The sequence below is a fragment of the uncultured Rhodococcus sp. genome (assembly GCF_963525155.1).
In the GTDB taxonomy this organism is placed as follows: Bacteria; Actinomycetota; Actinomycetes; order Mycobacteriales; family Mycobacteriaceae; genus Rhodococcus_F; species Rhodococcus_F qingshengii.
Map to the genome: position 1 here is coordinate 35,629 of NZ_CAURKP010000018.1, position 25,369 is coordinate 60,997.

A 25,369-nucleotide genomic window follows, 5' to 3' on the forward strand; every position below is an offset into this window, starting at 1 on the left:
TGAACCGGCGTGTCGGCTGCGTATCTCGACATTTCTGCGGGAGTATTTGCAGGCAACACAATGCCCGCGCCACCGCGCGGACGAACTGGAAGGGGCTTGTCATGGCGAGAGGTCGTCCGAGTAAAGGCGAGCGGCGTCGTGTCGAGACGCGAGTGCCCGTGGATGTCAAAGACCGCCTCACCCTGATGCGCGAAGCTCGGGGACTGACTGAGAGCGAACTCGTCGCCGACATCCTCAGCGCTGCGGTAACCCGATTCGACCCGGCCGCAGTCCACACAGAGAGGCTGACGATGACCGCCTAATGGTGACCACAACGCCGAAGATGCGGAAACCCCGCTTCGGTCTCATATGCGCAGTTGATCGCCCTTAAAACGACGATATCCCCCGGTTGACGGGCCGGGGGATTCGGATGTCGTAAGAAACGAGTTGACGCTCGGATCTTAGGGTCTTGCTGCTTTCCCCGAAGGGACTGTCTTGCGCGACAGGTCTCAGGGTACATCGCGTCCTGATGCAAAATCCATAACCGATTTTTCGCGTGTCTCAGCGATGGAGCACACGCCCGCACCCATACAGCGCCCGTACTGCGGTAGCAGCCCTACGCGGCGCCGCTACGGAACCGCTCGTACACCCCGCAGGATGCAGGGGCACCTGTACGGGCACCAGTGCCATGCCCTGACCCCGATGCTGCTCAAAACGCTCGGCAAGGAAGCCGCGTGCCGGCGCTATTGCAAGGTCGCACTCGCCCTCGAAGACGGCGCATACGGCGGCATCGCTCGATGGCGAGGCGCCCAGCACTGGGTCGAGATCGTCGTTCGGTGTGCGTTCACCGCCGAATACACACGGATTCGACCGGCGCTGGTTCGGTCGTCTGGCGGCGGCATCAGCCTCAAGTCCTTGCTGGCAGTCGCTACCGTCATGGCCGAAGCCGCGGACTTCGACACCGGCCGCAACTCACGCTTGACCGTGGAAACCATCGTCGAACGCACCGGCAAGAAAGAGCGGACTGTTCAGCGAGCACGCCAAGCCCTCAAGCTCCTGCGCGTGGCCACCGAGGTTCTCCGCGGGCGACTCCGCACCAAGGACGAGCGGTATGCCTCATGGAGGTTCAACGACAAGGCCCGCGGCTGGGCGTCTGTCTGGGCACTGCACCCGAGCAAGCCTGTGGATAAAACCCGCATCGTCGTCGCCGGTTCCATACAGATGGCACCCCACCCGCATAGCGGTCACTTTAAGAGCTTTACCTCTCGTAGAGAGGTACTTAATACAAAACGATCTGTGGATAAACGAGCCGCTTCGCGGCGCAAGGAGTCAAAGGCCGATGTCGAGAAGGCCGAAGTCGTCCGGAAAGGCTTGTTGCTCGCATCCAAATGGCTCAGCAATCCACGAACTCCCGTTTGGGCGCGGCGGCACACCCCCCGAGGGTGGGCACCCGCACTGACCGACCCAGCCGCACACGGTTGGACGGCCGCCGATCTGAACGACGCGATCGACGCCTGGAGCAAGGCCACGCGGATGGCACCGACCCCGAAGCACCCCATAGCGTTCATCCGTTGGCTCATGAAGCAGCAGGACTTGGCCTTCGCACCACACGTTCTCGCTCAGATAGCCGTAGACCAGGAAAAAGCCGAGCGCGAACGACAGGCAGCAGCATTCGAGGCCGAACGCAACCGCTACGCATCGGCCGCATCCGAGGACTCCCCCGGCCGCCAAGCTGCCCGTTTCGTCGCCCGCCGAGCCGCCGACAGCGCCCGCATCCGAAAGACCCAGGCATCCGCGCGCGAGAATGAAACCTCGCCCGTGTGGATCACCCATCTCTCAGATCGGGGTAAGCGATGAACGGAAAACGCCAGTCCCCGAAGCGGCCGCCCGTCAAGCGCCGGCCGCTCTCCCCATGCCAGACCGTCACCCAGATCCACGAACGGTTGCGCACCGGCGCAAAGACGATTGTCATCGACCACCGGAACGACGAACCTCTAGAACTCACCGACGCCGAGCTGCCCGACGGCATCACGATCCGCATCGTCGGCGTCTCACGGGTCATCATCACCCGACTGACACCCGAAACGAAGCGCAGTGCCCAGATCGTGGCCACAGACGCCGCACGATCCCAAATCTTCGGGCACACAACTCTCTTCGCCTACGGGAACGCCCATACCGACGCATTCGACACCACACGCGTCCGCGCCACCAACCGAGCCACAAGCAACCTCGTCGACGACTCCTTCGGCGACGTCGGAGAAGACACCACCACCTATGCCTACGACAACGCGACCGTGCACTCCTACGACCAAGCCGCAGTGCACGCAACAGACCGGGTTTCTCTCGTTCACCACAGCTCCACGCCGGCCGACGTCGAACGCGGAGTGACAGTCTTCGGCCCAGCACGGCGAAATATTCGCCCCCGGATATAAGACCTTTGCGACAGTGGGATGAGTCAGGCAACGCCAGGAACGCTCCACATTTTGCGCATTTTGCGTCTTTGCCTCGAATTGACAGTGGTGTGGGAGCGGAAGTGCAGCGGACCGCAAAACTTCCTCACCAGCGGTGATGCCGTGACTAAAAGCAATCGACAAGGTGGCGTTAATTAATGCATGCATGAACTCATTAACTACAGACAGAGTTAACGCATGAGTGCTAGCATTCATGCATGACGACAATCATGGTGTACAGCGAGGCTGGTGGAGTCACCAAGACGACGACCGCAGTTTCCCTTGCAATGGTGGCTGCCCTGTCGGGGTTCAAGACCACCCTCATCGACCTAGATCCCCGAGGTGCAGCCACCAAATGGATCGGCAGCTACCCGGAGGAATCGTGGCAGCACGTGGGCGCGATCTTGGCCGACGAAAACCCGGAAGGGTGGGCCGAAGATCTCGCCATTGACAGCGGGTGGGACGACAATCTGCGCATCATTCCGTCCTCGAGGTCGCTCTCGAACCGTGAGAGGGACTACGAGGATCACGCCGAACTGAGGCTCGCAACGGCGCTGGAAGGGCACACTGCGGAAATTCGCATCATCGACTGCCCTAACCGCCAAGGTGGAACGCTCACGCAAAATGCGCTCGCCGCCAGCGACAAGGTCATCTACGCCGCAACCGCGAATCAAGACGGGATCGACGGCGTCGAAGGTGCGCAAGAGTCCGTCGCAAAGTTCCGCAAAAGTCGCGAAGCGATCGGTGCCCCCTGCCGTCTCAGTGAGGCAGGCATCGTCGTCGGCGCCGTCAAGGAGACAGTGATGACGAAAGTTTCAGTGAAAGCGCTGGAGCAACTAAGGGAAACGGGCCTCGTTCTGACGCCAATCATTCCGAATCGCACCATCGTCGACCAGTCGCGCATGACCGGCGAGTGGTACGGAAAATTCGACAAGGGTGAGCCCGTTTTTGCCGCTTACCAGCAAATATTTTCCGCATTCATTAACGCATGAGTGCGTGAGTCGACTTAATTAATTCATGCACGCGTGCAATAATGAGTGAATGCACTAACTCATGCGTGAGTTACGTAACGAATGCAGCAATGCATGAACTCATGAGTTACCGAACGAAGGAATGGACTAATGAGCAAAGAACCTGACCTCAGCGCCCCACGGAGAGGGCCGCGTCCGGCCGTCGACGAGGCTGTCGATTCGGCAGAGGTTCCAGCCGCACGCAGGCCGGTAGGGCGGCCGAAGAAGGAAAAAGCCGAACCCGTCATCCAGTTCTCAACCCGACTCGGCTTGAGCTTCCGGGAAACTATCGACGCCGTCGAAGACGAGACCGGACACAGCATCCGTTCGATCATCGAGCAGGCAATTCAGTCGACCTACCCCGAGCACTACAAAAAGCACGGCCGCAGTACCCGATAGCGAGCGCGCTGATTGATCTGAAAACGCAAAAGGAGCCCCGCCGGATGCACCCGGCGAGGCTCCAGACCGGGAAACCACTTGAAGGAAAGAACCCAGTCATGACCGACTTTAGCCTCAGAGCTGCCCGTATTCAGCTAGGCGCATTGCTCGCCGCACTCGCACTCGCGATCGTGATTGCCCTCGGTATCACCACCGGCGCATTCGTACTTTCCTTCGCCGTACAACGCGACCTCGCACGGCAAGCACTGATCCCCGAACACCTGACCTGGATCTTCCCCGCAATCGTCGACAGCGCCATCCTCGGCGCCACCATCGCCATCGTCATCATCAGCAAGCTCAACATGAACAAACGCGACAGAGGCTTCTACATCGCACTCGCCGTCAGCGTCGTCGTGATCAGCATCCTCGGAAACGCCTACCACGCCTATCACGCAGCAATCGCCGCGCAGAAGTCGATCGACGGTGGGGGAGACCTCGGGTTCACTCCACTCGCGCCCGCCATTGCAGCCGCCATAGCGATCATTCCACCGGCCCTGGTCCTGGCATTCACCCACGGAATCACAATCCTGGTGAAGGCAGTCGGAATGGCCTACGCCGCATACCGTGCGATCGTCGAAAATGCCACCGCCAGTGAGGTTGCAACGAGTATTGCGTCTGATCTCGCCGCCGGTCACGAACCGACCCGCGACCCTCGCTCCGGCGAAAAGATCTCCGACAATATGGCGGAGCCGGCGGAAGCGCAACGAAACGAAGACGCCACAACGGCGGACACACAGACCGACCAGGGCGAGCTTATTGCGGACTTTGCGGAGCCGTTTTTCGTCGACGAAATGACGGATGACGGCCTCGACGACATTGACACCCAAGACACCATTGCGGAGTTCCCTCACCGCCAAGACGCCGAAGAAGCCCATGCCGATACCGACCCCGGCATAGACGACCTCATGGCGTTCATCGCCAGCTCGGATCTGGCGAAGAACGTGAAAGACACAGCGGTCCGCAAGCTGACGAACCAGAACCTCACATGGGAAACCATCGCTTTGGAGTCGAAGCCCCCCGTCGCAATATCGACCGCATGGCGCCGGTACGTGAAGTTCGATAACGCAGCACGAGAAGCGGGATTCACGAGCCCACCACTGCCCGACCTCCGGTCCGCCGAGAGCCCCGCCGACCACGAACTCACCACCGTCTGACCCAACCCACCAACAAAAGGGTGGCCCCGACAGTGCTCGAACACCGTCAGGGCCGATGACCACAGAAAGCACCTGTGACCATGAACAATCATACCGACCGATCCGAAGGCATCGACCACGGCAAAACCGGCCGACCACCTATGCAGCCACGAGCGAAAATCACCCGAGAAGCGATCCTCGAGGTGTCCGCCACCCTGTTCAGTCAAACCGGGTACGCGGGCACCAGCATCAACGACATCCTGGCGATCTCCGAGACCACCAAAGGCGCGCTGTACTTCCACTTCTCGAAGAAAGAATCCATCGCGAGCGAAATGCTCCGCCGCTGGTCCGACGCCGTCACCGAAACAGTCGAGAAAGCCGCAGCGACAGGTCAACCCGCCGACCGGCAAGTGCTGATGATCTACCGCGAACTCGCCCGCCGCACCCAAACAGAAGCGATCACCCGAGCCGGACTCATCCTGTCCGTCGACAAATCGCTCAGTGATGCCCGTGCCACCTACGAGACATGGACCGAAGCCGTCACGCCGATCGTCATAGACGCGATCCGCTCCGGCGCCCTCGACTGCGCCGAAAGCATGTCAAGGCTCGCAGACACTCTCTGCGCCGGATTCGTCGGCGCGGTAAAAGTTTCGGCGAGTCGAAGCGAGAACGACACCATCACCAGGCGTGTCGATGATCTGCTGATGATGTGGCGCGGAACCGACCCGGCGTCCGTCCGCATGATCGAAGGAGCGACGCTGTGAACACTTCCGCGCCGGATCACACGCCCCGGCCCGACTCGTACACCGAAAAGATCCACCGAAAGTTGTTCTCCGACTTTCAAGAACCACCGACAGCCCTGACCGAGTCACAGGCTCGACGCTGAACCCTTGCGATCTTGCACAGTCATGCCAGCCACGCTGAAAACCGATGACCGCCATGATCGTTCGACAGTGCATATGGAGAGGCCTCGCGCCTCAGCCGAACCAACAGTACAAACAGAGGTCCTGGCAGTGCTCGCAACACCACCAGGACCGAGCCACAGACAGGACCTGTAGCCATGAGCAATCCTATTCGCCCCCACATCGGCCGAAACCACGGCAGCAAGAACGCCGCAATGCAAGATCGCGCGATCCGAACGCGAGAAGCGATCATCGCGGTCGCTGCCCAACAGTTCGACATCGACGGGTACGGCAACGCCACCATCAACACAATCCTCGACGCTGGCCACTTCGCGAGAGGTGCGGTCTACTACCACTTCCCATCCAAGGAGGCGATTGCGCAACAGCTCATCGCAGACTGGAATCTCGCGGTCGACGAGTCCATCCGCGACGCATCGGAACGCACCGCTGGAGGGACCACGTTCGATCGGTTGACTGCGATCTTCACTTCCCTGGCACACAAGATCGCTGATGACACCAATCTGCGCGCCGGGATGAAACTGATCCTCGAACCAGCCGTCGACAACGATGCAGCCTTCGCACGCTGGGTCGATTCCGTTAGCGACATCGTCGACACCGCCATCACCACAGGCGAAATCCCCGACACCCCCACCGCGCACCGACTCGCATGGAACCTCTGCGCCGGCACCATCGGAGCCACCCACGCCTCAGCGATCCTTCGAGAAGACGTCGACTTCGAAACCCGCATCGAGGATGCAGTTGCGGGACAACTGCGCAACACCGAACCGACCGTGCAGGGACCTGACCACTGACATCGCTGATCAGGTCCCTGTCACAGTCGACTGCAATACTCGAAAACAATCGGAGTGAGCTGCACAACCACAGCACCACCAGGGGGAAGAAGACACCATGAGCCGAAAGAATGAAATCCAGATCCGAGTGATCGCACTACTCGCAGCTGTCGGCCTCGCATTCGTCTCCGGAATCATGATCGGCACCGTATTCCGGCCTCAAACCGGTAGCGGGGGAATGGAAATCTCGATACCCGACTCCCTCGTCATCCCCGCCTCCATCGCAACATGGCAGATAGGCCTCGCATTCGCCGCCATCCCCCTCGTCGTGGCCGGCCTCGCCGCCGCGCTACGCCCCTGGGCAAGGCACAAGTCCGAGACAAACATCCAGCGCTACAAACTGGCACGACTCGAAGGCGAGCAGCGCCAGGCGAACGCGACCTCGCACGGCAAGCACTGATCCCCGAACACCCTCACCAAATGATGCTCCTATGGCTGTCAACGGTGTAGCGCGGAGCCAGAGCCATCCGGAAGGTCTTCTTAGCCTGCGATCGACGATCAGTATGGCGAAACGTCGCCTTCTCAGAGCCGCGAATGGTGCGTTCGTGTCCCTCGTGGCGAGCTTTCCGCAACCTGCACGGCTCCGCCGGAAAGATCGCGCGCACGGCGTCTCACCACCACGATCGCGGCGAGACGATTGATACCGAACGACAGCAGGACAAGTCCAGTAGTGCCCGCAAGGCTCGCCCCCAAAGCGGCGGCCAGATAGAACGAGCCGACTCGGATGCCGACGAAGATCACCCACAACCAGAGGCCGGCGGAGTTGAGCTTGAATTGCAGACGATTCTCCACGCTACGGAAGCGGGTGACGTGCCCCATGACAGTTCCGGTGACCGCGACGAGGAGAAACTCTCCAACGATGATCCAGTCTGCAACCATCCATCGAAAGTCGCCCCAGAATTCGAAGACGACATAGATCAGGCCTGCGGCCAGGATGAGCGCCGGTAGCCGTAGCATCCTGGACAAATCTGTGGACCTCCAGATGAACTGGCGAACGATCATCCACCCGATCCCGGCAAGGATGACGACATCGTCGAGCACCTGATTCACTGCACTCCAGTCCCACGGCATCGTCTAACCTCCCATTATCAATCACAAGTGATGCATTTCTGAATGTATCACTTGTGATTGACTGGGGGCATGCGCGCTTCCGAATTGCACAGACTTGCTCGCACTCTGCGCGAGATCGCCCTCGAAGCAACGGGAAACACCGGCGCCGACAGGGTCAATGCTGGCGAACTCGCTGTCCTCGAGGACGTCGCTCACCACCCCGGTTCGACGATTCGCGACATCACTGAACGGACGGGCCTGGCTCAGAGTCTGGTCTCTCGGATCGTGCACGCAACCGCCACTGCCGGCGCCCTCGCCGTCACCCCCGACGAGCGCGATCGCCGCAAGGTCCGTGTCGAACTGTCCGGGTCAACCCGCGACGCCGTCCTGAAACGAGCGAACAACACCCTCGGCGCGGCGCTGGCCGTCCACACACCCCAACTCACGACCGCCGAACGAGAGACGCTGCTCCAACACCTCGCCGCCGCCGCAGAACTCCTTCGACACGCAGCCCTTCACTCTTGACAAAAGATGGCCGCTCCCATCTCGTGCCCTCCGCGTTCGCAACGTGTCGGGGAATTGCAGCTAACTAGGGGACAGGCGGAGGGTCACCGCGACGCACTCAAGCAGCGTCGAGCCAGATGCGGTATCGGTCGGTGAACTCCCTGTCGTGGTAGATGCCGCGCTCAATCCTGCTGACGTGAATGGGATAGGTGCCGAGCGCGGCGGAGACCGTGCGCAATGGGATATTCTTCTCGCGCCGGGTTTGTCGCAGGTCCTCGATCCCGGCGACGGCAAACGGTTGGGTGAGATGCCGGAAAACCTCGCGAGCAATCGCACGCTTCAAAATCCGGATGAGTTCGGGAGTTTCCCTGCCCTTAGCTCGCTGAGCAACAACGAACTCACGAGTACGGGGATCACTGGACATACGAACCAACGCAATCGTGTGCAGCGCGCAATTCGCATCCCGATCACCACCACGCGATAACCGATAGCGCACCGTCTTCCCCGACGACGCCGGAACAGGGGCGGTCCCGCACAACGCAGCGAACGACGCCTCACTACGAAGCCGTTCTGGATTGCCTCCTGCCGTGATGAGTAATTGCGCCGCAGTCGAGGGGCCGACGCCTTTCGCCGACAGCAACGTCGGATTCTCAGCCGCAACCAAGTCCCGAACCTGAACCAGCAACTCTTCTGCTTGAGCGGTGAGGAACTGATGCCGCTGTGCCAAGTATTTCAGGGCAGTCAGCACCACTCCGCCGATGCCGCTCTTCGCGGCAGGCCGACACAGCGCCAGCGCGGACACCAGTTTCTTCTCCTTCAACTGCCGGTACTTTTCACGAATCTCCACAGGTGCGGTGACAAGCATCTGATGAATCTGATTCATCGCCGCCGTGCGAGCTTTCACTGCCGACTTACGTGCGTTGTGCATCGCCCGGAGAGCCTCGATTCCCGCGTCCTTGGGGCTCACAGCAGCACGGCCAGACAGCACTGCCCGCGCAGCCTGTAACGCGTCGATCGGATCAGACTTACCCTGTAAACGACGGACCGACCGCTCAGGGCGAATGACTTCACGCACCGTGATCCCAGCACTGCGAGCAGCGCTCGTCAGCCCGGCACCATACGAACTTGTGCCCTCGACACCCAAACACTCCACGACGCCGAACGCACCCAGAAATGCCAGAGCATCGCTATAACCCGCAGGGGTTGTAGGGAACTCGCGATCACCGAGCACCCGACCAACCGTGTCGATCGCAGCCACGTGGATGGTGTTGATATGAGTGTCGGCACCACCGATGATCCGGACTTCCTCCTGAGCGAGTGCCGTCATGACGTCCTGCCTTCCGTGTCGGTTGTGATTCGACGCCGGTCGGGTGGCAGACAGGACAGTGACGAGGCATGGCCAGGCTCCTATGAAGTCATGTCCACCCGACCAGCGAACAGGGTCCCTGACCGCCGACCAAACCAAGTGAAGGTCAACCCAGCAGGGCGACAGTCAGACCCAGAGGCACGGCGGTCAGAAACTAAGAACATCATCACTGTCGGACCCACGAGCTATCCTTGCAATCGCGACGAGCACCAGGTCGCCACACTGACCAGACCGAAGCGGAGGCCGACGTCCTGACCTGCAATAAACCGTTGCAGATCGGTAAACTGTGGCGACCTGGTGCTCTTTCGTGTGTAGCTCCGTGGCTGTGAGTGATAGCCCCGATTGGCCGAGACCGCGCAATGTTCGGGATCTACTCCGGAGCGTCGCGCTCGGGCATCTTCATGATGATCAAATCGGCGCCGTCCTTGTACCGGTAGGCCCACTGACCATCCTTCGTCATCACCGTGCCGGCCTGGCCGTCGTCCGGGGCCGGACTCCACCCTCGAACCTCATCGGGTTCTGCATTCTCGCTCATCTCGCTATTGTCTCAACCTCCGAAAACCCGCCCGAACCAGTACAAACCCGCGCACAGTAGAAGGCATGAGCGCCGCCACGGGAAAACCAGTGCCGCCGATGCTCGCCACACTCGGGCATCCCCCAACGGGGGAGCGCTGGCGTATTAACTGAACTAACGAATCGCATCATTGCAGGTCAGGGTGCGTGCTGATACTTTCCTCAGTATGTGCAGCGAGACGCGCCGGGCTGATCTTGCAGGGCTGGTCGTTCCCGATGTCGGGCGGCTGATTTCGACAGGTTCCGAAGCAGAGCCGTACAGGTTGCTCGATGCGACAGGTGAGGTAATCGGCACTGCGACAATATTTTTCGAGGAACTTCACGCGTGTGACCGGTCATCGGCGACGATCCGATCGTACGGACATGACTTGTTGCGGTGGTGGAGATTTCTCGCAGCGGTCGACGTGGGATGGGAGAGAGCCACTCCCACGGAGGGCCGTGATTTTGCGCGTTGGATGAAGATTGCGGATAAACCCAGGCGTGAACACTGGCGGAGACGGGGCGAAAAAGTCTCCGGCACAACACCTGTAGGGGGCAACGCGGCCAAGAGTGGTCATTGGATGGTCAACGAGGTCACCGGCAAGCCGCGACAGGGACAGAAATTCTCCCCGGCCACTCGAGCGCATGCGGAAACGGTGTTGCGGGCGTTCTACGATTTTCAGATGAGCATCGGTGCTGGGCCGGTCGTCAATCCGTTCCCGGTGGATCGCTCGCCCCGCGCTTTTCGGTCGAACGCGCATCACGATCCGCACGATCCGTTTCGTAACGAGCGGAAGGGCCGATACCGACCCAAGGTTCCGAAACGGATACCCAAGCGCATTCCCGACGACCGTTTCAACGAACTATTCGCGGCGTTGTCCTCTAACCGAGATCGGGCAATGTTGGCCTTTTGGGTCTCGACCGGTGCCCGCGCCGACGAACTCCTGTCGATGTCCCAGAAGAGCGCGGACCCGGGCCAGCAATTGATCACGGTAACAAGGAAGGGGACCCGGGAGGTCCAACAGTTGCCGGCGTCGCCAGATGCGTTCGTGTGGTTGCGGATCTATCAAGAAGAGGCATGGGGAAAGGATGCCCCTCGCGGCTGCGATCATCCCTTGTGGATGACGTTGCGAAGGCCGTGGCGGCAACTGACATATTCGGGAGCGCGCGCGATGTTCTCACGGGCGCAGTCGATGTTGGGATCCAATTGGACCATTCACGACCTGCGCCACACCGCCGCCTTTCGGATGACGAGCGATCCTGACATGCCGTTGTCCGATGTGCAGTGGATCCTGGGCCACGTGCACCTGACAACCACTCAGCTGTATCTGACTCCGAGTCGCGACGAAGTTTTCGCACACGTCCGAGCCCACCACGCTCGATACCCTGGCAACACCCAAGCGATGCCCGCACCGCCAGCGCCGGGCTACAACCCGGCGGTACTGGACGTACTTTTCGGAGGTCGACGCTGATGGTTTCTGCACGTGTCTCCAAAGTGCCTGCCAGTTGGAGCCTGAACGTCGATGCCCGCGAAGGTGCGAATCGCAGTGTCATCGACACCCTCCTCGATCGGTATCCACCGCGTGTGGTGCCATCGTCGTGGAAGACGACCGAACTCGGCCGAGCGGCCGCCCTGAAGCGGGTGGAAGCACTCATGATCCGGGCTCAGGGTAGTGAGAGCTTTCAGCGCGACGCTGTCCGAGGTGCTGGGCAGCTTCTGCGGTGGCTGAACTCGTTTCCGGGAAAGAGCTGGCAAGACCGCTGGAACGGCAGTGGCGTCGCCGAACACGGTCTCGGATGGGTTTCGATACCGGAAACGTGGCTGGACGAACAGGGGGTGCCATCGGTCCGCTCCACAGTCCTGACCCATGCCCTGATCGGATTGTTCGTCGCGGATCTGATTCGCCCCGATTTACGTTTCGTAGTCCAACTGCACCGGTCGCACTACTGGCGCGACTGGGCGGCAATCAGCCGAGATCCGAAAGGATTCGAGCGACTGGAGACCGCGGCCGGTGCAGAGACTGCCCAAGCAATGCAAGGTCGAACTGCACGATGGCAAATCTCCATGTTGATCCTGTCCAAAGGCGGCGGCCTCTCCGACATCACCGTCGGCGACTGCGTCGAACTTCGCCAGGCGGAGCTCGCCGTTTGCTCGAGAGGTAAAACGCGCTACCTCTTCTACAAACTTCTCCACGACATCGGGATCTTCCCACCAGACGCGCCACCGACTTTACGATTCGTCACGGTGTATCGAGGGCAGAGCACCGTCGCGGAACTCGTCGATCGCTTCGACATCGCAAATTCCGACGTCCGGAATCTCCTCGTGGACTATCTGTCCGAACGTCACCCTTCGTTGGATTACACGACGCTGGACAATCTCTCACGACATTTGGCGCTGCATTTCTGGAAAAACCTGGAGACCACCCATCCGGGAATCAACTCGCTCGAGCTCGACCGCGGCGTAGCCCAGGCGTGGAAAGAACGCATGCATTGGAAGGTCAGCCGCCGCCGACTCCCCGACGGAACGTACGCCGAGACCCGTAGTCCACGAATGAACTACACCGACATGCTGACAGCTGTGCGCGCGTTCTATCTCGACCTGGCGGCGTGGGCAGCACTCGACCCCGCACGGTGGGCGCGGTGGGTAGTGCCGTGTCCGATCGGCCCAGGAGAGACGAGCGCGAAGAAAATCGGACGCCGACGCAAAGCACGCATGGATCAGCGCACACGAGAGCGACTACCTCGACTGCCTGAACTGGTGCGGATCGCCGAACAACGAGCCCATGACGCCAAGATGCTCCTCGAGGCTGCTATTGCGGCATCGCCGGGCTCGAAATTCACCGTCCTCGGCAAGACCTACACCAAGTCGGACCCATGGTTGAAAGCAAGCGCTGACGGCATTCCGGTGATCTACGACTCCGAGGGACGACCCATCCGGCTCCGAGAAGCCGAGAACCGGGCATTCTGGGCTCTGGCAACTGTGGAAGTCCTGCGACACACAGGCGTTCGAATCGAAGAGATGCTCGAAATCAGCCATCACAGCATCACCCAATATCGATTACCCACCACCGGAGAGCTCATCCCGCTACTGCAGATTGCGCCCTCGAAGACAGACGAGGAACGCCTACTTGTGGTCAGTCCGGACCTCGCCGACATGCTGTCGACAATCGTGTCCCGAATACGCGGCGCGGACGGAGGAGTGCCCCTTGTGCCTCTCTACGACCGGAACGAACGTATCTGGGTAGCACCCGCCCCACTCTTGTTCCAATGGAAATGCGGTGGCCACCACCGCGCGGTATCCGCAGGCCTGATCCGCAATGCACTGACCGAACTCATCGATGCGGCAGGAGTGAAGGACGCAGCAGGCGAACCACTGTACTTCCAGCCCCACGATCTGCGCCGAATCTTCGCTACCGACGCCATCATGAACGGCATGCCTCCGCATATCGCTCAAGTTCTGTTGGGGCACAAGGATATCAACACAACCATGGGATACAAAGCCATCTACCCGGAGGAAGCGATCAACGGACACCGCGCCTTCATCTCGCGCCGACGCGCCCTCCGCCCGAGCGAGGAATACCGCACCCCGACAGATGCCGAATGGGATGAGTTTCTCGGACACTTCGAGCGCCGCAAACTCGCCCTCGGCGAATGCGGCCGCGCCTACGGCACCAGCTGCCAGCATGAACACAGTTGCATCCGGTGCCCCGTCTTACGTGTGGATCCCGCCCAACGTTTCCGACTGGTCGAGATACGCGACAACCTTGCTGCCCGAATTGCCGAGGCGGACAGCGAAGGCTGGATCGGTGAAGCAGAAGGACTCCGCGTGAGCCTCGCGGCTACCGAGGAAAAACTTGACCACATCGATCGGCGAGCTCGTCGTGCCGTTCAACTCAACATGCCCAGCTTCCCCGCCGTCGCCGTACGCACCCACCCCAGAAAATCGGATTGAATCACCTTGTAATCGAAGTTCGAACGCATCATCTCCTCATTACAGTCACTGTTTAGCGGTTTAGCGCGCCACCGTGAGCCAAGTTGAAAGGCGCCCACGCTGGTCCGTGATCCGAGCGGTGGCGAAGGGCGCGTTTCCTCCGACGCCCGGCGGGTAGGTCGATACTGGGTTTGTGACTATTGCTGACGCTCGCTGTGTGTGGCTGACGACCCTTCGCCGAGACGGATCGCCGCACACCACGCCCGCCTGGTTTCTCTTGCGCGACAACACATTTTGGATTGCAAGCTCGACTGTGAACCTGAAGGTCCGCAACATGCTGAGGGAACCGCGGATCTCACTCGCGGTCGACGGAACCGCTCGAGACCCATGGGTCGCCCAAGGACTCGCCACGATTCATCACGACCTCGACAGATATGGTGACCTCATCGGGCTATTTGCGGACAAGTACGACGGTTGGGACGCCACGGACGAGACTCAAGACGGCCCGCGCGTGCTCATCGAAGTTGCAGTCAAGCGGTGGCTTCTGCGACCAGACTGATCAGCCACCCGCAGTGGATACGCAGGAGCGCTGGTTCCGGCTGCTACCGGATCGGCCGGACGGAAATGATGGCCGGTCGAATGCGGTCGGCGAGTACACGAAACAATGGTCAGTATGGCCGAGGAATTGCAGAATCTAGCCCGCGACGTGGACCGAAAATGTCGGTTGACGGGCACATTTGAGCTCCGTTCCGGGATCACCGCAACCGAGTACTTCGACAAGTACTTGTTCGAGACCGATCCAGCCCTTCTGCGCCGCATCGTCGAACGCATGGTTCCGTTGATTCCGGATCAGACCGAGGTCCTCGGGGGTCTCGAGATGGGAGGCATTCCCCTCGTCACGATGCTCAGCCAGGCAACCGGGCTCCCTGCAGTCTTTGTCCGGAAAGAATCGAAAGAGTACGGGACGAGCAAATTGGCGGAGGGCATCGACGTCAAGGGGAAGGTCATCACCTTGGTCGAGGATGTGATCACCACTGGCGGCGCTGTTCGAAACGCAACCCTCGCGCTCCGGGAGCTGGGAGCTGATGTTTCGGTAGTGCTGTGTGCGATCGACCGATCAGGTTCGCACGGAACTGCACTCGCGGATGTCGACGTGAGTATTCAGTCTGTATTCACGAAAGAATTCCTGGATTCGGCACTCGCGGGCGAGTGAGAATCCTAGTGACCCGAGGGCCACGGTCAGGGGCCCGACGGCGAGTTGAGAGCTGACTCATCGCTTCGATGATTCGCCGGGCCAGTGCGGGGCTCTGTTGGGTTGAGTAGTACGAAATCGTTGAGTTGGCCGAGTGCTTTGAGGTGACCGTTGCGGTGTCCGTCGATCATGCTGTTCCCAACGAATGAGGTGACCTGGTTTGTGACTTTGACTGTCGTACAGCCGTCGTGATCGTCCGCGAACTCCCACGTCAGCAGTGCGGCGGCCAGCAGGTGCCCGTTCGTGGTCACTGTGTCGGTGTGGACGATGAGCATTGGAGATTCGATGTGTAGATAGTCAAGCACTCCATGGAACGGTAGTGAGTCAACCGGCCCGCATCGGTATTCGTCCCGCCCGCCTGGGCGAAAATCGGTACGGTCGAAGACCAGTGCTTCGCCAGCTGGCGCCGACCACATGGCCCGTGCGGAGGGATCCATGTAAGCCCTCCATACGACGTCTGGTGTCGCCGAAATTTTTCGTTCGAAAGTCAAGGTGTCGCGAATGATGGGTGATGACGTCATGCTGATACTGACTCCCGGCACAGCAGAAAGTAATCGCACAGCCCTGAGTCACCTGTCATCTTTCCGCCGCGCCTCCAGTCGATCGTCCACGGCCAGCCGGGCAAACCGCCTAGGAGGGGATCGACGAAGGCGATCTCATGACGGAGATTGCTGGGATTTCCATCGCAGGAGGCTACTCGTTCGGGAACATCATCCCAGGGGCCGGCCGCTCATTGATGCGCGCAGCAGCTTCGGTGCATTGTGTCCGAGTTTCTGCATCGGCATGTTACATCTGATGAAATCAGACAGACATCGACATCATTTGCGTGCGCTGTCGCTCTTGATCTGAATGCTCTTATATTGCAGTAGCTTACGAGAATATTTGATGGTGGTCATCCTCATGATGACCCCAGCGTTGTCCTAGGTCCGGTATTTCCTCGGCGACCGGGAACGTCGAGACCTCGCGCACGTTCAGGCCGGTTCCAGCAAGGCATGCTTCTTGCGGGCGGCACCACTGAGGCCTACTATTTGATTGACTGATCAGACAATATAAAGGAGCGGTGTGTCGAGACGGGCTGATCCGGAACGGATCGCGCAGAAGCGGGAGCAGATCGCCGTCGAGGCTGGTCGCCTGTTCGCAGCTCAGGGATACGACCGCACGAGCGTCGCCGAGGTCGCCAAGGCGGTCGGCACCAGTCCGGCCAGTGTCTTCTACTACTTCGAGGACAAGGCCTCTTTGTTCCGAGCTGTGTTCGAACGAGACCTGCCCACCGCCGAGGCGTTGATCGCCCGGCACAGTGCGGGCCCCGACTCGGCGGCGGCGATCTTGGACATACTCGACGCCCTGACCCAAGACGCTGCCGACCCCTCGGCCTCGGGCATGCTGATCGAGCTGTTACGCCGCGTCGGGGATGACCCCGAGCTGCTGGCGGTGGTGGAGCGTACCGCAGACGTCCTCGGTGAAGGACTTGCCGCTCTGATCGCTCGCGGGATCGCCGACGGCGCCATCGACTCGAACCTGGACGCGACCGAGACAGCAACTTGGCTGCTGGCGATCGTCGATGCGACCTATCTCAATGCCCGGCCAGGGCACTCCCCACATACCGAGTTGCACCGCACCGTGCTCGGTTACCTCGAGCCCCCGCGAGACCGTCAGGAGGAACGTCATGGCTGAAAACTCCATCAACGTCTCGATCCCGCGACGATGGATCGTCGGCATGCACGTGTCGGGTGCGTTGCTCGGGTTCGGCGCCGCCTTCCTCATCGGGCCGCTCGTGACCTGGCTACTCGGGTTCGCCGGCGATGCGCCCGGTCCGCTGCGCTTGGCAGCAGGACTACCCCTCGTCTGGGCGATCCCGGTACTTACTCTGGTCGGGCTCGGTGTCGGGGCCTGGTTCTCCAGAGTGTGGCAAAAGGAGAATGGCACTACCGCGATCACTTCGGAAGGGGTGACGGTGCACCGTGCCGGGAGCAGCCGTCATGTCGCCCGCGGACGCATCGGCGGCGTGTTCACCGACGGCCGCGACCTTGTCGTCATCGACAGCGCCTCCAACGAGATGCTTCGCGTCCCGACTGACAAGGTTCTCGTGGGCAGACTGCGCGCCGCCTTCGAGCACTTCGCGTACCCCTGGCAGGGCACACGAGACCCCCGCGACCATGCCTTCGAGACATGGATCGATGGAAGTGGGTCTCTGGATGATCGTGCGCACGATCTCCTGCGCACCCGGCAGCGAGCGTTGGCCGACAAACGTCCCGGCGCCGCTGAAGACGCCCGAGACGAACTCTGTGACCTCGGCATCGCAGTGCGGGACCGCCACGACACCCAGCAGTACCGGGCCATTCCGTGAAGCCTGTGCTTCATTCGAGCTCACGTCAATCACAGGCTTGCCAGTCTCGAATTTCCGCGACGTGCAGCGCTGCGGCCGGGTGGGACGTACTGTCCACGCCGGTTGGGCAATACGACGAGTCTTGGTACGCAGGGTTGCCAATAGTCGATGAAATGCGCTGCACTGCAACGAATTATGTTCACATGCGAAGTGCATCGTCAGTATCGAGTGGCAGCTTCGCTACCAGAGTGCGGGCACGCGTCCCGCAGTGTTGCCGATTCTGACGATGTCTTGTCGTTTGAAGGCTTTCACCAAGGGCAGATGCTCTCTGCCTAGTGCAGTTAAGGGCCTTCGAGTCGAAATGCGCTGGCCAAAGAGCTATAGCTACACCAAGTTTCACGTTCCCGTTTCTGTGGTCACGCATCGGCGATAACATCAGCGGATCGTTCCCCGAGATTGTCGTGGTCTACGTACCAATCTGAACAGGTGCTACTAATCGACGAATTGTTGATGTAGTGGTCGGCAGTGCCGGAGTCCGCTAGATAGCGCTGATCAGCGGATGACCAGGGAAAGTTGGGGTTCTCACTAATATGTGCGCCAGGACTATTCGAGCTCTACCGTCGGGGTCATGACTGAGAAGACGATTCCCGCGTTGATGGCCCGCTCGGTTGATCCGGTGGCCGATTTCTACACGGCTTTGGGGTTTGAGATCACGTTCCGGCAGAGTGCGCCGTACCAGTTTCTGACTGTGCAGCGTGGGGGTATCGAGTTGAACTTCTACGGAGACAAAGACTTCGATCCGGTATCCTCCTCGCATGGGTGCCTGGTCAACACCGATGACGTCGACTACCTGTACGCGGTCTTCACACAGGGACTTAAGGAGACTTTCGGGTCAGTGCCCACGCAGGGGGTTCCGCGGGTGGGTGCGTTGAAGGATATGAGCTACGGGGTTCGGCAGTTTCTGATGACCGATCCGGGTGGGAACACCATCCAGATCGCCCAGCCGATCAGTGAAGATCAACGGCACCGGTCATTGCCGCAGGAGACTTTTGATCGGGCGATTCATATGGGCTCTCTGTTCGCCGATTCCAAGCAGGATCTGGGTCTGGCGGTGAAGGTCCTCGACCGGGCGCTTCATCGGAGCGACGAGGAGCCGACCGCCGTGCAGCTCGTGAAGTTACTGGTGCTGCGGGCTGACGTGGCGGTCCGGCAGGGTGAGCTGGACGTGGCTCGAGAACTGTTGGGTCGCGTGGGGCAGGCGGGGATCGGTGGACCGGAACTTGCCGATGACTTGCGAAGAGCTGCGGAACTTGAGGCCGGGCTGTGAACCGAATCCAGGTGCCAGGCGGGCTGAGGCTGTAGTCAGCAGTTGGCATGTGATCTAAGGACGCTCTGCCTATAGCCGCGAGAATCCAACGAATAGCACAGGGGTCGAATACTTACCGTCCACCGGTATTCACCGGCGGCAGCCTGCGGCACCCATCCTTTCGAATACTGCACATCCGCCAGTCGACCTACCGGGTCGTCACTGAGTCAGTGCAACAGCACAATTGAGGAAGGTTCATTGCGGACAATTGGTGGCTGTACTGGTGCCCTTTCCGCCACCTGTCCGAGAGCGGCTATGGATGATTGCGGCGCAAGTTCGGCCGAGCTGAGAATGAAGACCTCGCACGTTCAGGAGTGAATGTCGCGGGCCAGGCTCGGAAGGTCTCGTCGCTTTCGCATAGGGCTGACCAGCAGGATGAGGCCGCACGGGGCGATCAGCATTGCCATGATCCACATGGTTGAGGCGGGGCCGACGCGGTCGCCGAGAAACCCGGCCAGGAGGGCACCGAGGGGGATGCTGCTGTGCAGGACGAACATGCTCGTCGCGACCACACGGCCGAGAAGCTCAGGTGGGCAGTAGGTCTGCCGGAAGCTCCCGAGGACGACATTGCAGGAGACGACTCCGGCGACCATGACGAATCCACCGACACAAAACAGCAGGAGCCTGATTCCGGGTTCGGCGAGTGGGGCCAGCAGGGCGAAGGGGCCGGTGACCAATTGACACACCAGGACACTCCGGGCGGTGCCGAATCGCCGGCCCAGGGGGCGGGCGATGAGCGATCCGACGATCCCACCCATGCCGGTGACAGCTATGAGAACGCCGACGATCGCGGTATCGACCTCGAGTGACTTGAGAAGGAAAATGATCTGGATGGTCGTGAAGCCGGTTAATCCGAGGTTGAGCACGGTTCCGTAGATGATTATCGGCCTGAGGTAGGGGTCGCGGAAGACGAACCGCATCCCGATCGCGATCTGACGTGTCAGCGGCTCCTGTGGTTCTCGGCTTGTTTCGCGGACGGTGGCGGGTTCGCGGGTGCGGATCAGCAGAATGCACACCAGGCAGATCACGAACGTCCACGCGTCGACAAACAGACCCACCGCAGCCCCGAACGCCGAGACCACCACGCCGCCGATGGTGGGCCCCGCCACCCGGGTGGCAGCCTCTGCCCCTTGAATCGTCGCGTTGCCTTCCGTTAAATCTTCGCGAGCAAGAATCGTAGGCAGATACGAGTGGTAGGCGGTTTGAAAGAACACGGTGGCTGTGCCGGTCAGCAATGCGACCGCGAGTAGATGCCAGTACGTCATCACCTCGAACCACCACGCCACGGTGACGCTCGCGAACAGGACGGCCGATACGCCGTGGCAGGCCATCATGATCGGCCGGCGCCGCAACCTGTCGATCCAGGCGCCGGCGGGCAACCCCACGATCAGCCACGGCAACCAGACGGCGGCGGCCAGTAGTCCGACTTCGAAGTTGGTGGCATTGAGGTTGGTGAGGGCCAGGATCGGGAGCACGACGGTGGTGATCCCGTTGCCGATCCCGCTGATGACATCGCCGGTCCAGAGCAGACGGAAGTCGCGTTGGGCGAGGACACCCCAAAACCTGGGGAGCCGTGTGGCCGTGCCGATGTCGCTCACGTGGGGTGTCACCTGATTCTGTTCGAGGATGCCATTTGACGAAATGACCATCCTCGCAGACGACACCTAACGAATATTCGAGCTCGCGACGACTTTGATTGACGATTGACACGTTTTCGGACACTGCTCATCCGCCAGTCAACCCGCCAGGTCGTCACTGACTCAGAGCAACAGCCCAATTGAGGAAGGGTCACGATGGACAATTGGTGGTTGTACTGGAGCCCGTTTCCGCAACCTGCCAGAGAGTGGCTGTGGATCTCGATGCGGGAAGCAAGTCTGGCGGTGATATTCCGATCACCGCTTGTGTGGTTGTGTCCACCAATCAGAGCGTCGGCTATTAATGAATGTGAGCGTCATTCGCTGACCCTTCGGATAGCGCAAGGTGGTAGATGCGCAGCCCACTCTGACTCGGCCCAGGAGGAGGCGGCTCGCCGGTGCGAGTGTCGTAGGTGTACCTATTCATAGCGTGCGTCGGGCAACGATCGCGCCGTGTGGCCGCACATCCTTCTCGGTCCGGGTGTGTGTTTCCAGGGCGTCGAACCCTGCAGCCTCGATGAGTTCACGCATCTCTTGTGCCGGCCAGCGATACGCCTGGGTAACGACATGCTCGAACGGTTCGAGGTTGGGCCACTCGAAGAACCCGACCAGGAGCCCGCCGCCAGGCCGGATTACGCGTGCGAACTCGGTGAGTGCAGCTGGCAGATTGTCCGGCTGATGATGGATGGTCGTGTACCAGGTGAGCACTCCGCCAAGGGAGCCTGTCTCCGCGTCGATTTCCTCGAAGCTCCCGATATCGAAAGTGAGGTCGGGGTAGGTCGCCTTAGCGTGCTCGACAAACTCCGGAACGAGGTCGATCCCGCGTACGTCGAGTCCGTGCTGCGAGAGGAAGTTTGTCCACTGTCCAGGCCCGCTACCCGCGTCGAGAACCGGACCGGTCAAACTGTCGGCCCAGGTGCTGACGAGTGCTCGGTCGGAGGGATGCGTCTTTGAGATCGCTCCGGCGACTTCGACGTACTTCGCGGACCATTTGGAGTATGAACTCTGGACTGTGTTCGCGGCGTTCGTCATGCCAACGATCATGCCGAAGGCGTAGAGCTTGCTGCCGTTGCCGCGCCGGGCAGTCCATTGAAGTGCGCCCGTGACATCTCCGCTCACCCAGCTAGGACACGACCATCATCCAAGCCATCAAGATGAGCCACGCGTGCACTGCGAGTACCTTCGGCGTCTTCCTTCCTCCGTTTACGGTCACCCATCCGACTCGGCACGGACCACTGGCGTCATCGGTGGTGGTAGTAGGCGGCTTTCGGTGCAGATTGGTGGCGCTCGGTCGCGGATTCGGGGGTCCATTCGCGGTTGTCGCGGATCAGCGCCCACACGACGTCGACGAGACGACGAGCGAGCGCAATCAAAGCGTGCACAGCCGAGCGTTTCTCGCCTCGTTTGCGCTGGTAGAACTCCTGGGACGGTCCGTCGCGTTGGGAGCTGTTGAGCGCAGCCATGTAGAACACTTTCCGGAGGCCACGGTGGTAGCGCTGAGGTCTGCGCAAAGTGCCGTGTCGGTTTCCTGAGTCATGCGGCACCGGGGCGAGGCCAGCGTAGGCGGCGAGTTTGGCGGCCGAGCCGAACGAAGTGAGGTCACCGCCGGTGATCGCGATGAGTTCGGCTCCGCTTCGGGTTCCTATGCCGGGCACGGATTCGAGAATGCGTGCGTGCCGATGTTGCCGGAAGACACCGGTGATTTGTTTGTCCAGATCGGTGATCTGCCGGGTGAGCAGGATCAGCGAACTGGCTGCCTGCTGAATCAAGACTGAGGTGGCTGCTTCACCGGCCAGTGCGATGGGCTGCGCCAGGGCTGCCGTACGAGCCGCACCGATCATATTAGGGATCGTGGGTCGGCGAACCCCGTGAGTACGCAGGTGATCGTAGATTTCTTCGTCGGTGGCCGCGTTGATCGACGACGGGGTGACTTACCTGGTGGCGAACGCCAGACCGGTCAGCGTCGAATAGTCGAAACACCGCTCCAGTCCAGGGAAAATCCGGGTCAGCAGGACACGCAGTCGTTTGATGCCGTGGGTGCGTTCGGCTACGAGCTCGCTTCGGTGACCGGTCAATAGCTCGAGCTCGATGGCGACATCGTCGGGCATTTGAAACCCTGGCCAGGTTGCCGCGTAGACGTGCGGTCTGTGCGATCGCTACCGCATCGCGGGCGTCGGTCTTGCCCTCGCCTGCAAAGGCACCGGTCATATTGTGGACGACCCTGCCAGGCGCGTACCGCACCTGCTGACCGTGCGCGGCCAGCACGCCACGGAGCAAGGCAGATTCCGGTGCGGTCATGTCGATCGCCCATACCACCGACCCGACATCTGCGATTCGTTCGAGCAGTGTCTCGACCTCGGCTTGGTCGTTGCGAATACGGCGTGACCACAGCACAGCGCCGCTGTCGTCGACTGCGGCCGCGTGATGAGCGTGGCGGCCGATATCGATTCCAACCCAGACAATTTCGACCATATGCACTCCTTTCGAATTCGGGCTCGTCAGGGCTGTTTCGCCGGACCACCTTTACACAGCGACAAACTTCGCGAACACATCTCAATCAGCGGCCGAAACGACCCGTCACGGTCCGGGGTGGCCTTCCACGCGAAGCCACCGGGGCAGCAGGTGATTGGCGAGCCACGCCCCAGACCGCCGACGAGCGCCTGAAGCGACTACCTCAGGCTCCACCAACGCAAAGGATGATTGTGGCGCAAGTTGGGCTGAGCTGGGATAGAAGTTCTCGCGCACTCGGTGTTGAATGACGCGGGTAAGGCTTGGAATGGCTCGTCGCTGTCGGGTGGGGCTCACAAGCCGGATGAGACGGCACGGACGGCGCCGAGGGGGATGCTGCTGTGCAGGACGAACATGCTCGTCGCGACCCGTGGGAGTTAGCTGAGGCCGCGCCCTCTCAAAGTAGCGGCTTGTCAATCTGTTCACGGAGGATATCCCCGTGACCTGCGTGCCTGGCGAACTCTTGGATCATCAGAAGTAGCGTCCATCGCAAGCTGACGGTCCCTTCTCGCGGAATGTCCAGGATGTCGTCGAGGGCGAAAAGGGAGGCGATCTCACGTGACCGCTGGCTAGCGCGCTCGAACTCGGCGATGACATCTCCCAGCGCCTCGTCGTCCGCTACTTCGAAGGTGCCCTCGTCTCGGCGGGAGTATCCATCGCATTCAGATTCACTGAGTCCTGCCCAAAACCGTTGGAACCATATTCGCTCCGCGGCAGCGGCATGCTTGATCAAGGAGATCGGTGTCGTCAGCGATACGACGAGTCGTTGCCGGGCATCGCTTTCAGAGAGTCCGCGCACGGTATCGATCAGCGCTTCGCGGTTCCGGTCGAGCATGTTCTCGAGGATCGATCGCTCGGTACCGACAGTAATTATGTTGGTGCTCATATTCTTTCACTCGATTCAGTAATGTGGACGGCCGAGGGCCGGTGTGGTCTCAGCTGGGATGGGTTACGCAGAACGGTAATCCGTGGGGGAAGCGCAATGTTCGGCACCGGGAAACGAGCCAAAGAAGGGCGATTCGATCCGTTTGCCATCCAGGGCGATGCGCTGGGGAGTGCCAGCAGAGGGGCCAGCGTCATCACCGTGGCCAGGGACTGTTGTCTGCTCGCAGTGTATTCGTTAGTTCAGTTAAGGGCCTTCGAGTCGAAATGGGATGGAGTCAGAGCCATCGCCACCACCGGCACCAAACCGCCGGCACTGTGGTCGCGCAACGGCAACAACTTCAGCGCCTCGTTTCCCGAGATCGTCGACGCACTCAGCGCCGTGCTCGACCACCGCGAAACCGTCCTCGACGGTGAGATCGTCGCACTCGGACCCGACGGTGTCCCGTCCTTCTCCCGACTGCAACGCCGGATGCACGTCCTCAAACCCACCGCCCAACTCCGCAACGACGCCCTGACCACCTACTACGTCTTCGACGTCCTCGACATCGACGGAACATCGACGACCGATCTGCCCTACCTCGAACGCCGCGAAGCACTCGCCAACCTCAACCTCGAACACCCGCGCATCAAAGTCCCACCCCACTGGCTCAACGTCGACGGACCGACCATGCTCGAAGTCGCCCGCAAACACCACCTCGAAGGCATCGTCGCCAAAAGCATCACCTCGACCTACCAACCCGGAAAACGGTCACCGAGCTGGCTGAAAACACCGCTCCGCGCCAACACCGAAGGAATCATCTGCGGATTCGTCCCCGGATCCGGCAACGCCGCCGGCGGAATCGGATCGTTGATCCTCGGCGCCCACGACGACACCGGATCGCTCGTCTACATCGGAAACGTCGGCACCGGCTTTTCGTCGAGACAGCGCCGCGAACTACGCGAGCAACTCATCGACATCGAACGACCCACCAGCCCGTTCGCCAGCGCGCCACCACGAGCAATCACCCGCGAAGCCCACTGGTCAGAGCCACTTTTAGTGTGCGACGTCGAGTACCGGGAGTACACCGGCGGCGGACTCAGACACCCAGCATTCAAAGGTATGCGCATCGACAAGACCGCCGATGACGTCGACCTCCCCGGCCGACACTGACCACCGGAAACGCCGGGCAACCGGCACGGGACTGTAAGAACAACGGTGTAACTCTGAAAGGAGATACGCCACTATGACTGAT

27 protein-coding genes and 2 pseudogenes are annotated in these 25,369 nt (G+C 60.8%); 19 read left to right on the forward strand and 10 right to left on the reverse strand.

Annotated features, from left to right (window positions below; genetic code table 11):
* Nucleotides 1–101: 101 nt before the first annotated feature.
* From RWT78_RS06690 to RWT78_RS06730, 9 genes are all read left to right on the forward strand, one after another.
* A complete protein-coding gene (locus RWT78_RS06690) occupies nucleotides 102–302 on the forward strand; it encodes a hypothetical protein (protein ID WP_128638045.1) in 201 nt (66 codons plus the stop codon).
* 334 nt (nucleotides 303–636) lie between these two features.
* Nucleotides 637–1,836: a replication protein gene (locus RWT78_RS06695; protein WP_242430869.1), complete on the forward strand. Its 1,200-nt coding sequence runs from the start codon at nucleotides 637–639 to the stop codon at nucleotides 1,834–1,836.
* Nucleotides 1,833–2,411 carry a hypothetical protein gene (locus tag RWT78_RS06700; RefSeq protein ID WP_063316330.1) on the forward strand — a complete coding sequence of 193 codons (579 nt, stop codon included), beginning with the start codon at nucleotides 1,833–1,835 and terminating at the stop codon, nucleotides 2,409–2,411. The genes RWT78_RS06695 and RWT78_RS06700 overlap by 4 nt, the downstream gene beginning before the upstream one ends.
* 248 nt (nucleotides 2,412–2,659) lie before the next feature.
* Nucleotides 2,660–3,421: a ParA family protein gene (locus RWT78_RS06705; protein ID WP_242430879.1), complete on the forward strand. Its 762-nt coding sequence runs from the start codon at nucleotides 2,660–2,662 to the stop codon at nucleotides 3,419–3,421.
* A 129-nt stretch (nucleotides 3,422–3,550) separates the two neighbouring features.
* The gene (locus RWT78_RS06710) at nucleotides 3,551–3,838 is read left to right on the forward strand and encodes a hypothetical protein (RefSeq protein WP_063316328.1); all 288 of its coding nucleotides are present in this window, start codon (nucleotides 3,551–3,553) and stop codon (nucleotides 3,836–3,838) included.
* Between the two features lie 98 nt (nucleotides 3,839–3,936).
* Complete coding sequence (locus tag RWT78_RS06715; protein WP_314674837.1) at nucleotides 3,937–5,031, forward strand: DUF2637 domain-containing protein; 1,095 nt, start codon at nucleotides 3,937–3,939, stop codon at nucleotides 5,029–5,031.
* Between the two features lie 80 nt (nucleotides 5,032–5,111).
* Entirely contained in the window at nucleotides 5,112–5,774 is a 663-nt protein-coding gene (locus RWT78_RS06720) for a TetR/AcrR family transcriptional regulator (RefSeq protein ID WP_314674839.1), read from the forward strand.
* A 296-nt stretch (nucleotides 5,775–6,070) separates the two neighbouring features.
* Entirely contained in the window at nucleotides 6,071–6,724 is a 654-nt protein-coding gene (locus tag RWT78_RS06725; RefSeq protein ID WP_242430871.1) for a TetR/AcrR family transcriptional regulator, read from the forward strand.
* 97 nt (nucleotides 6,725–6,821) lie between these two features.
* Complete coding sequence (locus RWT78_RS06730) at nucleotides 6,822–7,163, forward strand: hypothetical protein (protein ID WP_139799866.1); 342 nt, start codon at nucleotides 6,822–6,824, stop codon at nucleotides 7,161–7,163.
* A 122-nt stretch (nucleotides 7,164–7,285) separates the two neighbouring features.
* On the opposite strand, the gene RWT78_RS06735 is transcribed toward RWT78_RS06730, so the two are convergent.
* Nucleotides 7,286–7,834: a hypothetical protein gene (locus RWT78_RS06735; RefSeq protein ID WP_083059706.1), complete on the reverse strand. Its 549-nt coding sequence runs from the start codon at nucleotides 7,832–7,834 to the stop codon at nucleotides 7,286–7,288.
* A 69-nt stretch (nucleotides 7,835–7,903) separates the two neighbouring features.
* On the opposite strand from RWT78_RS06735, the gene RWT78_RS06740 reads away from it, so the two are divergent.
* Complete coding sequence (locus RWT78_RS06740; protein WP_083059709.1) at nucleotides 7,904–8,338, forward strand: MarR family winged helix-turn-helix transcriptional regulator; 435 nt, start codon at nucleotides 7,904–7,906, stop codon at nucleotides 8,336–8,338.
* A gap of 97 nt (nucleotides 8,339–8,435) precedes the next feature.
* Here RWT78_RS06740 and RWT78_RS06745 read toward each other — a convergent pair whose 3' ends face one another.
* Nucleotides 8,436–9,644, reverse strand: coding sequence for an IS110 family transposase (locus RWT78_RS06745; RefSeq protein WP_083059711.1), 1,209 nt, complete (start codon nucleotides 9,642–9,644; stop codon nucleotides 8,436–8,438).
* Between the two features lie 409 nt (nucleotides 9,645–10,053).
* A complete protein-coding gene (locus tag RWT78_RS06750; protein ID WP_314674845.1) occupies nucleotides 10,054–10,218 on the reverse strand; it encodes a hypothetical protein in 165 nt (54 codons plus the stop codon).
* A 205-nt stretch (nucleotides 10,219–10,423) separates the two neighbouring features.
* On the opposite strand from RWT78_RS06750, the pseudogene RWT78_RS06755 reads away from it, so the two are divergent.
* The 5 genes and pseudogenes from RWT78_RS06755 to RWT78_RS06775 form a co-directional block, all read left to right on the forward strand.
* Nucleotides 10,424–10,714: pseudogene (locus tag RWT78_RS06755) on the forward strand (site-specific integrase); the annotation flags it as partial.
* 204 nt (nucleotides 10,715–10,918) lie between these two features.
* Nucleotides 10,919–11,707, forward strand: coding sequence for a tyrosine-type recombinase/integrase (locus RWT78_RS06760; protein WP_314674864.1), 789 nt, complete (start codon nucleotides 10,919–10,921; stop codon nucleotides 11,705–11,707).
* Nucleotides 11,707–14,187, forward strand: coding sequence for a site-specific integrase (locus tag RWT78_RS06765; RefSeq protein WP_314674847.1), 2,481 nt, complete (start codon nucleotides 11,707–11,709; stop codon nucleotides 14,185–14,187). The genes RWT78_RS06760 and RWT78_RS06765 overlap by 1 nt, the downstream gene beginning before the upstream one ends.
* A 172-nt stretch (nucleotides 14,188–14,359) precedes the next feature.
* Nucleotides 14,360–14,725: a pyridoxamine 5'-phosphate oxidase family protein gene (locus tag RWT78_RS06770; RefSeq protein WP_314674849.1), complete on the forward strand. Its 366-nt coding sequence runs from the start codon at nucleotides 14,360–14,362 to the stop codon at nucleotides 14,723–14,725.
* A gap of 114 nt (nucleotides 14,726–14,839) precedes the next feature.
* Entirely contained in the window at nucleotides 14,840–15,379 is a 540-nt protein-coding gene (locus tag RWT78_RS06775) for a phosphoribosyltransferase family protein (RefSeq protein ID WP_314674851.1), read from the forward strand.
* 26 nt (nucleotides 15,380–15,405) lie between these two features.
* Here the strand turns inward: RWT78_RS06775 and RWT78_RS29180 are convergent, their stop codons facing one another.
* Nucleotides 15,406–15,939 (reverse strand): SRPBCC domain-containing protein, encoded by a 534-nt coding sequence (locus tag RWT78_RS29180; protein ID WP_399551433.1) that lies wholly within the window; start codon nucleotides 15,937–15,939, stop codon nucleotides 15,406–15,408.
* A gap of 541 nt (nucleotides 15,940–16,480) precedes the next feature.
* Here RWT78_RS29180 and RWT78_RS06780 point away from each other — a divergent pair.
* From RWT78_RS06780 to RWT78_RS06790, 3 genes are all read left to right on the forward strand, one after another.
* Nucleotides 16,481–17,092: a TetR/AcrR family transcriptional regulator gene (locus RWT78_RS06780; RefSeq protein WP_314674853.1), complete on the forward strand. Its 612-nt coding sequence runs from the start codon at nucleotides 16,481–16,483 to the stop codon at nucleotides 17,090–17,092.
* On the forward strand, nucleotides 17,085–17,765 hold the full coding sequence (locus tag RWT78_RS06785; RefSeq protein WP_314674855.1) for a hypothetical protein: 681 nt from the start codon (nucleotides 17,085–17,087) through the stop codon (nucleotides 17,763–17,765). Before RWT78_RS06780 ends, RWT78_RS06785 begins: the two co-directional genes overlap by 8 nt.
* Nucleotides 17,766–18,372: 607 nt before the next feature.
* Nucleotides 18,373–19,071 (forward strand): VOC family protein, encoded by a 699-nt coding sequence (locus RWT78_RS06790; RefSeq protein WP_314674857.1) that lies wholly within the window; start codon nucleotides 18,373–18,375, stop codon nucleotides 19,069–19,071.
* A gap of 347 nt (nucleotides 19,072–19,418) precedes the next feature.
* Here the strand turns inward: RWT78_RS06790 and RWT78_RS06795 are convergent, their stop codons facing one another.
* The 6 genes and pseudogenes from RWT78_RS06795 to RWT78_RS06810 all read right to left on the reverse strand — a co-directional run bounded on the left by RWT78_RS06795 (nucleotide 19,419) and on the right by RWT78_RS06810 (nucleotide 24,138).
* Nucleotides 19,419–20,708, reverse strand: coding sequence for an MFS transporter (locus RWT78_RS06795; protein ID WP_314674858.1), 1,290 nt, complete (start codon nucleotides 20,706–20,708; stop codon nucleotides 19,419–19,421).
* 459 nt (nucleotides 20,709–21,167) lie between these two features.
* Nucleotides 21,168–21,788 carry a class I SAM-dependent methyltransferase gene (locus RWT78_RS06800; protein WP_314674866.1) on the reverse strand — a complete coding sequence of 207 codons (621 nt, stop codon included), beginning with the start codon at nucleotides 21,786–21,788 and terminating at the stop codon, nucleotides 21,168–21,170.
* 197 nt (nucleotides 21,789–21,985) lie between these two features.
* Nucleotides 21,986–22,585 (reverse strand): transposase, encoded by a 600-nt coding sequence (locus RWT78_RS29185; protein WP_399551429.1) that lies wholly within the window; start codon nucleotides 22,583–22,585, stop codon nucleotides 21,986–21,988.
* 90 nt (nucleotides 22,586–22,675) lie between these two features.
* Nucleotides 22,676–22,852, reverse strand: coding sequence for a hypothetical protein (locus tag RWT78_RS29190; protein ID WP_399551435.1), 177 nt, complete (start codon nucleotides 22,850–22,852; stop codon nucleotides 22,676–22,678).
* Nucleotides 22,853–22,907: 55 nt separating this feature from the next.
* Nucleotides 22,908–23,216, reverse strand: a pseudogene (locus RWT78_RS29195) (transposase); the annotation flags it as partial.
* Nucleotides 23,217–23,649: 433 nt separating this feature from the next.
* Nucleotides 23,650–24,138 carry a DinB family protein gene (locus tag RWT78_RS06810; protein WP_314674860.1) on the reverse strand — a complete coding sequence of 163 codons (489 nt, stop codon included), beginning with the start codon at nucleotides 24,136–24,138 and terminating at the stop codon, nucleotides 23,650–23,652.
* Between the two features lie 96 nt (nucleotides 24,139–24,234).
* Between RWT78_RS06810 and ligD the strand changes: the two genes are divergently transcribed.
* On the forward strand, nucleotides 24,235–25,287 hold the full coding sequence (gene ligD / locus RWT78_RS06815; protein WP_314674862.1) for a non-homologous end-joining DNA ligase: 1,053 nt from the start codon (nucleotides 24,235–24,237) through the stop codon (nucleotides 25,285–25,287).
* Nucleotides 25,288–25,369: the final 82 nt, after the last annotated feature.

What these genes read in the sequence shown, in the direction of transcription:
- RWT78_RS06785 (WP_314674855.1), top strand. Translation starts at nt 17,085, where the DNA reads ATGGCTGAAAACTCCATCAACGTCTCGATCCCGCGACGATGGATCGTC.
- RWT78_RS29190 (WP_399551435.1), bottom strand. Translation starts at nt 22,852, where the DNA reads ATGCCCGACGATGTCGCCATCGAGCTCGAGCTATTGACCGGTCACCGA.
- RWT78_RS06760 (WP_314674864.1), top strand. Translation starts at nt 10,919, where the DNA reads ATGAGCATCGGTGCTGGGCCGGTCGTCAATCCGTTCCCGGTGGATCGC.
- RWT78_RS06725 (WP_242430871.1), top strand. Translation starts at nt 6,071, where the DNA reads ATGAGCAATCCTATTCGCCCCCACATCGGCCGAAACCACGGCAGCAAG.
- RWT78_RS06750 (WP_314674845.1), bottom strand. Translation starts at nt 10,218, where the DNA reads ATGAGCGAGAATGCAGAACCCGATGAGGTTCGAGGGTGGAGTCCGGCC.
- RWT78_RS06775 (WP_314674851.1), top strand. Translation starts at nt 14,840, where the DNA reads ATGGCCGAGGAATTGCAGAATCTAGCCCGCGACGTGGACCGAAAATGT.
- RWT78_RS06710 (WP_063316328.1), top strand. Translation starts at nt 3,551, where the DNA reads ATGAGCAAAGAACCTGACCTCAGCGCCCCACGGAGAGGGCCGCGTCCG.
- RWT78_RS06745 (WP_083059711.1), bottom strand. Translation starts at nt 9,644, where the DNA reads ATGACGGCACTCGCTCAGGAGGAAGTCCGGATCATCGGTGGTGCCGAC.
- RWT78_RS06810 (WP_314674860.1), bottom strand. Translation starts at nt 24,138, where the DNA reads ATGAGCACCAACATAATTACTGTCGGTACCGAGCGATCGATCCTCGAG.
- RWT78_RS29185 (WP_399551429.1), bottom strand. Translation starts at nt 22,585, where the DNA reads ATGATCGGTGCGGCTCGTACGGCAGCCCTGGCGCAGCCCATCGCACTG.
- RWT78_RS06730 (WP_139799866.1), top strand. Translation starts at nt 6,822, where the DNA reads ATGAGCCGAAAGAATGAAATCCAGATCCGAGTGATCGCACTACTCGCA.
- RWT78_RS06715 (WP_314674837.1), top strand. Translation starts at nt 3,937, where the DNA reads ATGACCGACTTTAGCCTCAGAGCTGCCCGTATTCAGCTAGGCGCATTG.
- RWT78_RS06740 (WP_083059709.1), top strand. Translation starts at nt 7,904, where the DNA reads ATGCGCGCTTCCGAATTGCACAGACTTGCTCGCACTCTGCGCGAGATC.
- RWT78_RS06735 (WP_083059706.1), bottom strand. Translation starts at nt 7,834, where the DNA reads ATGCCGTGGGACTGGAGTGCAGTGAATCAGGTGCTCGACGATGTCGTC.
- RWT78_RS06690 (WP_128638045.1), top strand. Translation starts at nt 102, where the DNA reads ATGGCGAGAGGTCGTCCGAGTAAAGGCGAGCGGCGTCGTGTCGAGACG.
- RWT78_RS06705 (WP_242430879.1), top strand. Translation starts at nt 2,660, where the DNA reads ATGGTGTACAGCGAGGCTGGTGGAGTCACCAAGACGACGACCGCAGTT.
- ligD (WP_314674862.1), top strand. Translation starts at nt 24,235, where the DNA reads ATGTTCGGCACCGGGAAACGAGCCAAAGAAGGGCGATTCGATCCGTTT.
- RWT78_RS06800 (WP_314674866.1), bottom strand. Translation starts at nt 21,788, where the DNA reads ATGATCGTTGGCATGACGAACGCCGCGAACACAGTCCAGAGTTCATAC.
- RWT78_RS06700 (WP_063316330.1), top strand. Translation starts at nt 1,833, where the DNA reads ATGAACGGAAAACGCCAGTCCCCGAAGCGGCCGCCCGTCAAGCGCCGG.
- RWT78_RS06720 (WP_314674839.1), top strand. Translation starts at nt 5,112, where the DNA reads ATGAACAATCATACCGACCGATCCGAAGGCATCGACCACGGCAAAACC.
- RWT78_RS06765 (WP_314674847.1), top strand. Translation starts at nt 11,707, where the DNA reads ATGGTTTCTGCACGTGTCTCCAAAGTGCCTGCCAGTTGGAGCCTGAAC.
- RWT78_RS06790 (WP_314674857.1), top strand. Translation starts at nt 18,373, where the DNA reads ATGACTGAGAAGACGATTCCCGCGTTGATGGCCCGCTCGGTTGATCCG.
- RWT78_RS06695 (WP_242430869.1), top strand. Translation starts at nt 637, where the DNA reads ATGCAGGGGCACCTGTACGGGCACCAGTGCCATGCCCTGACCCCGATG.
- RWT78_RS29180 (WP_399551433.1), bottom strand. Translation starts at nt 15,939, where the DNA reads ATGACGTCATCACCCATCATTCGCGACACCTTGACTTTCGAACGAAAA.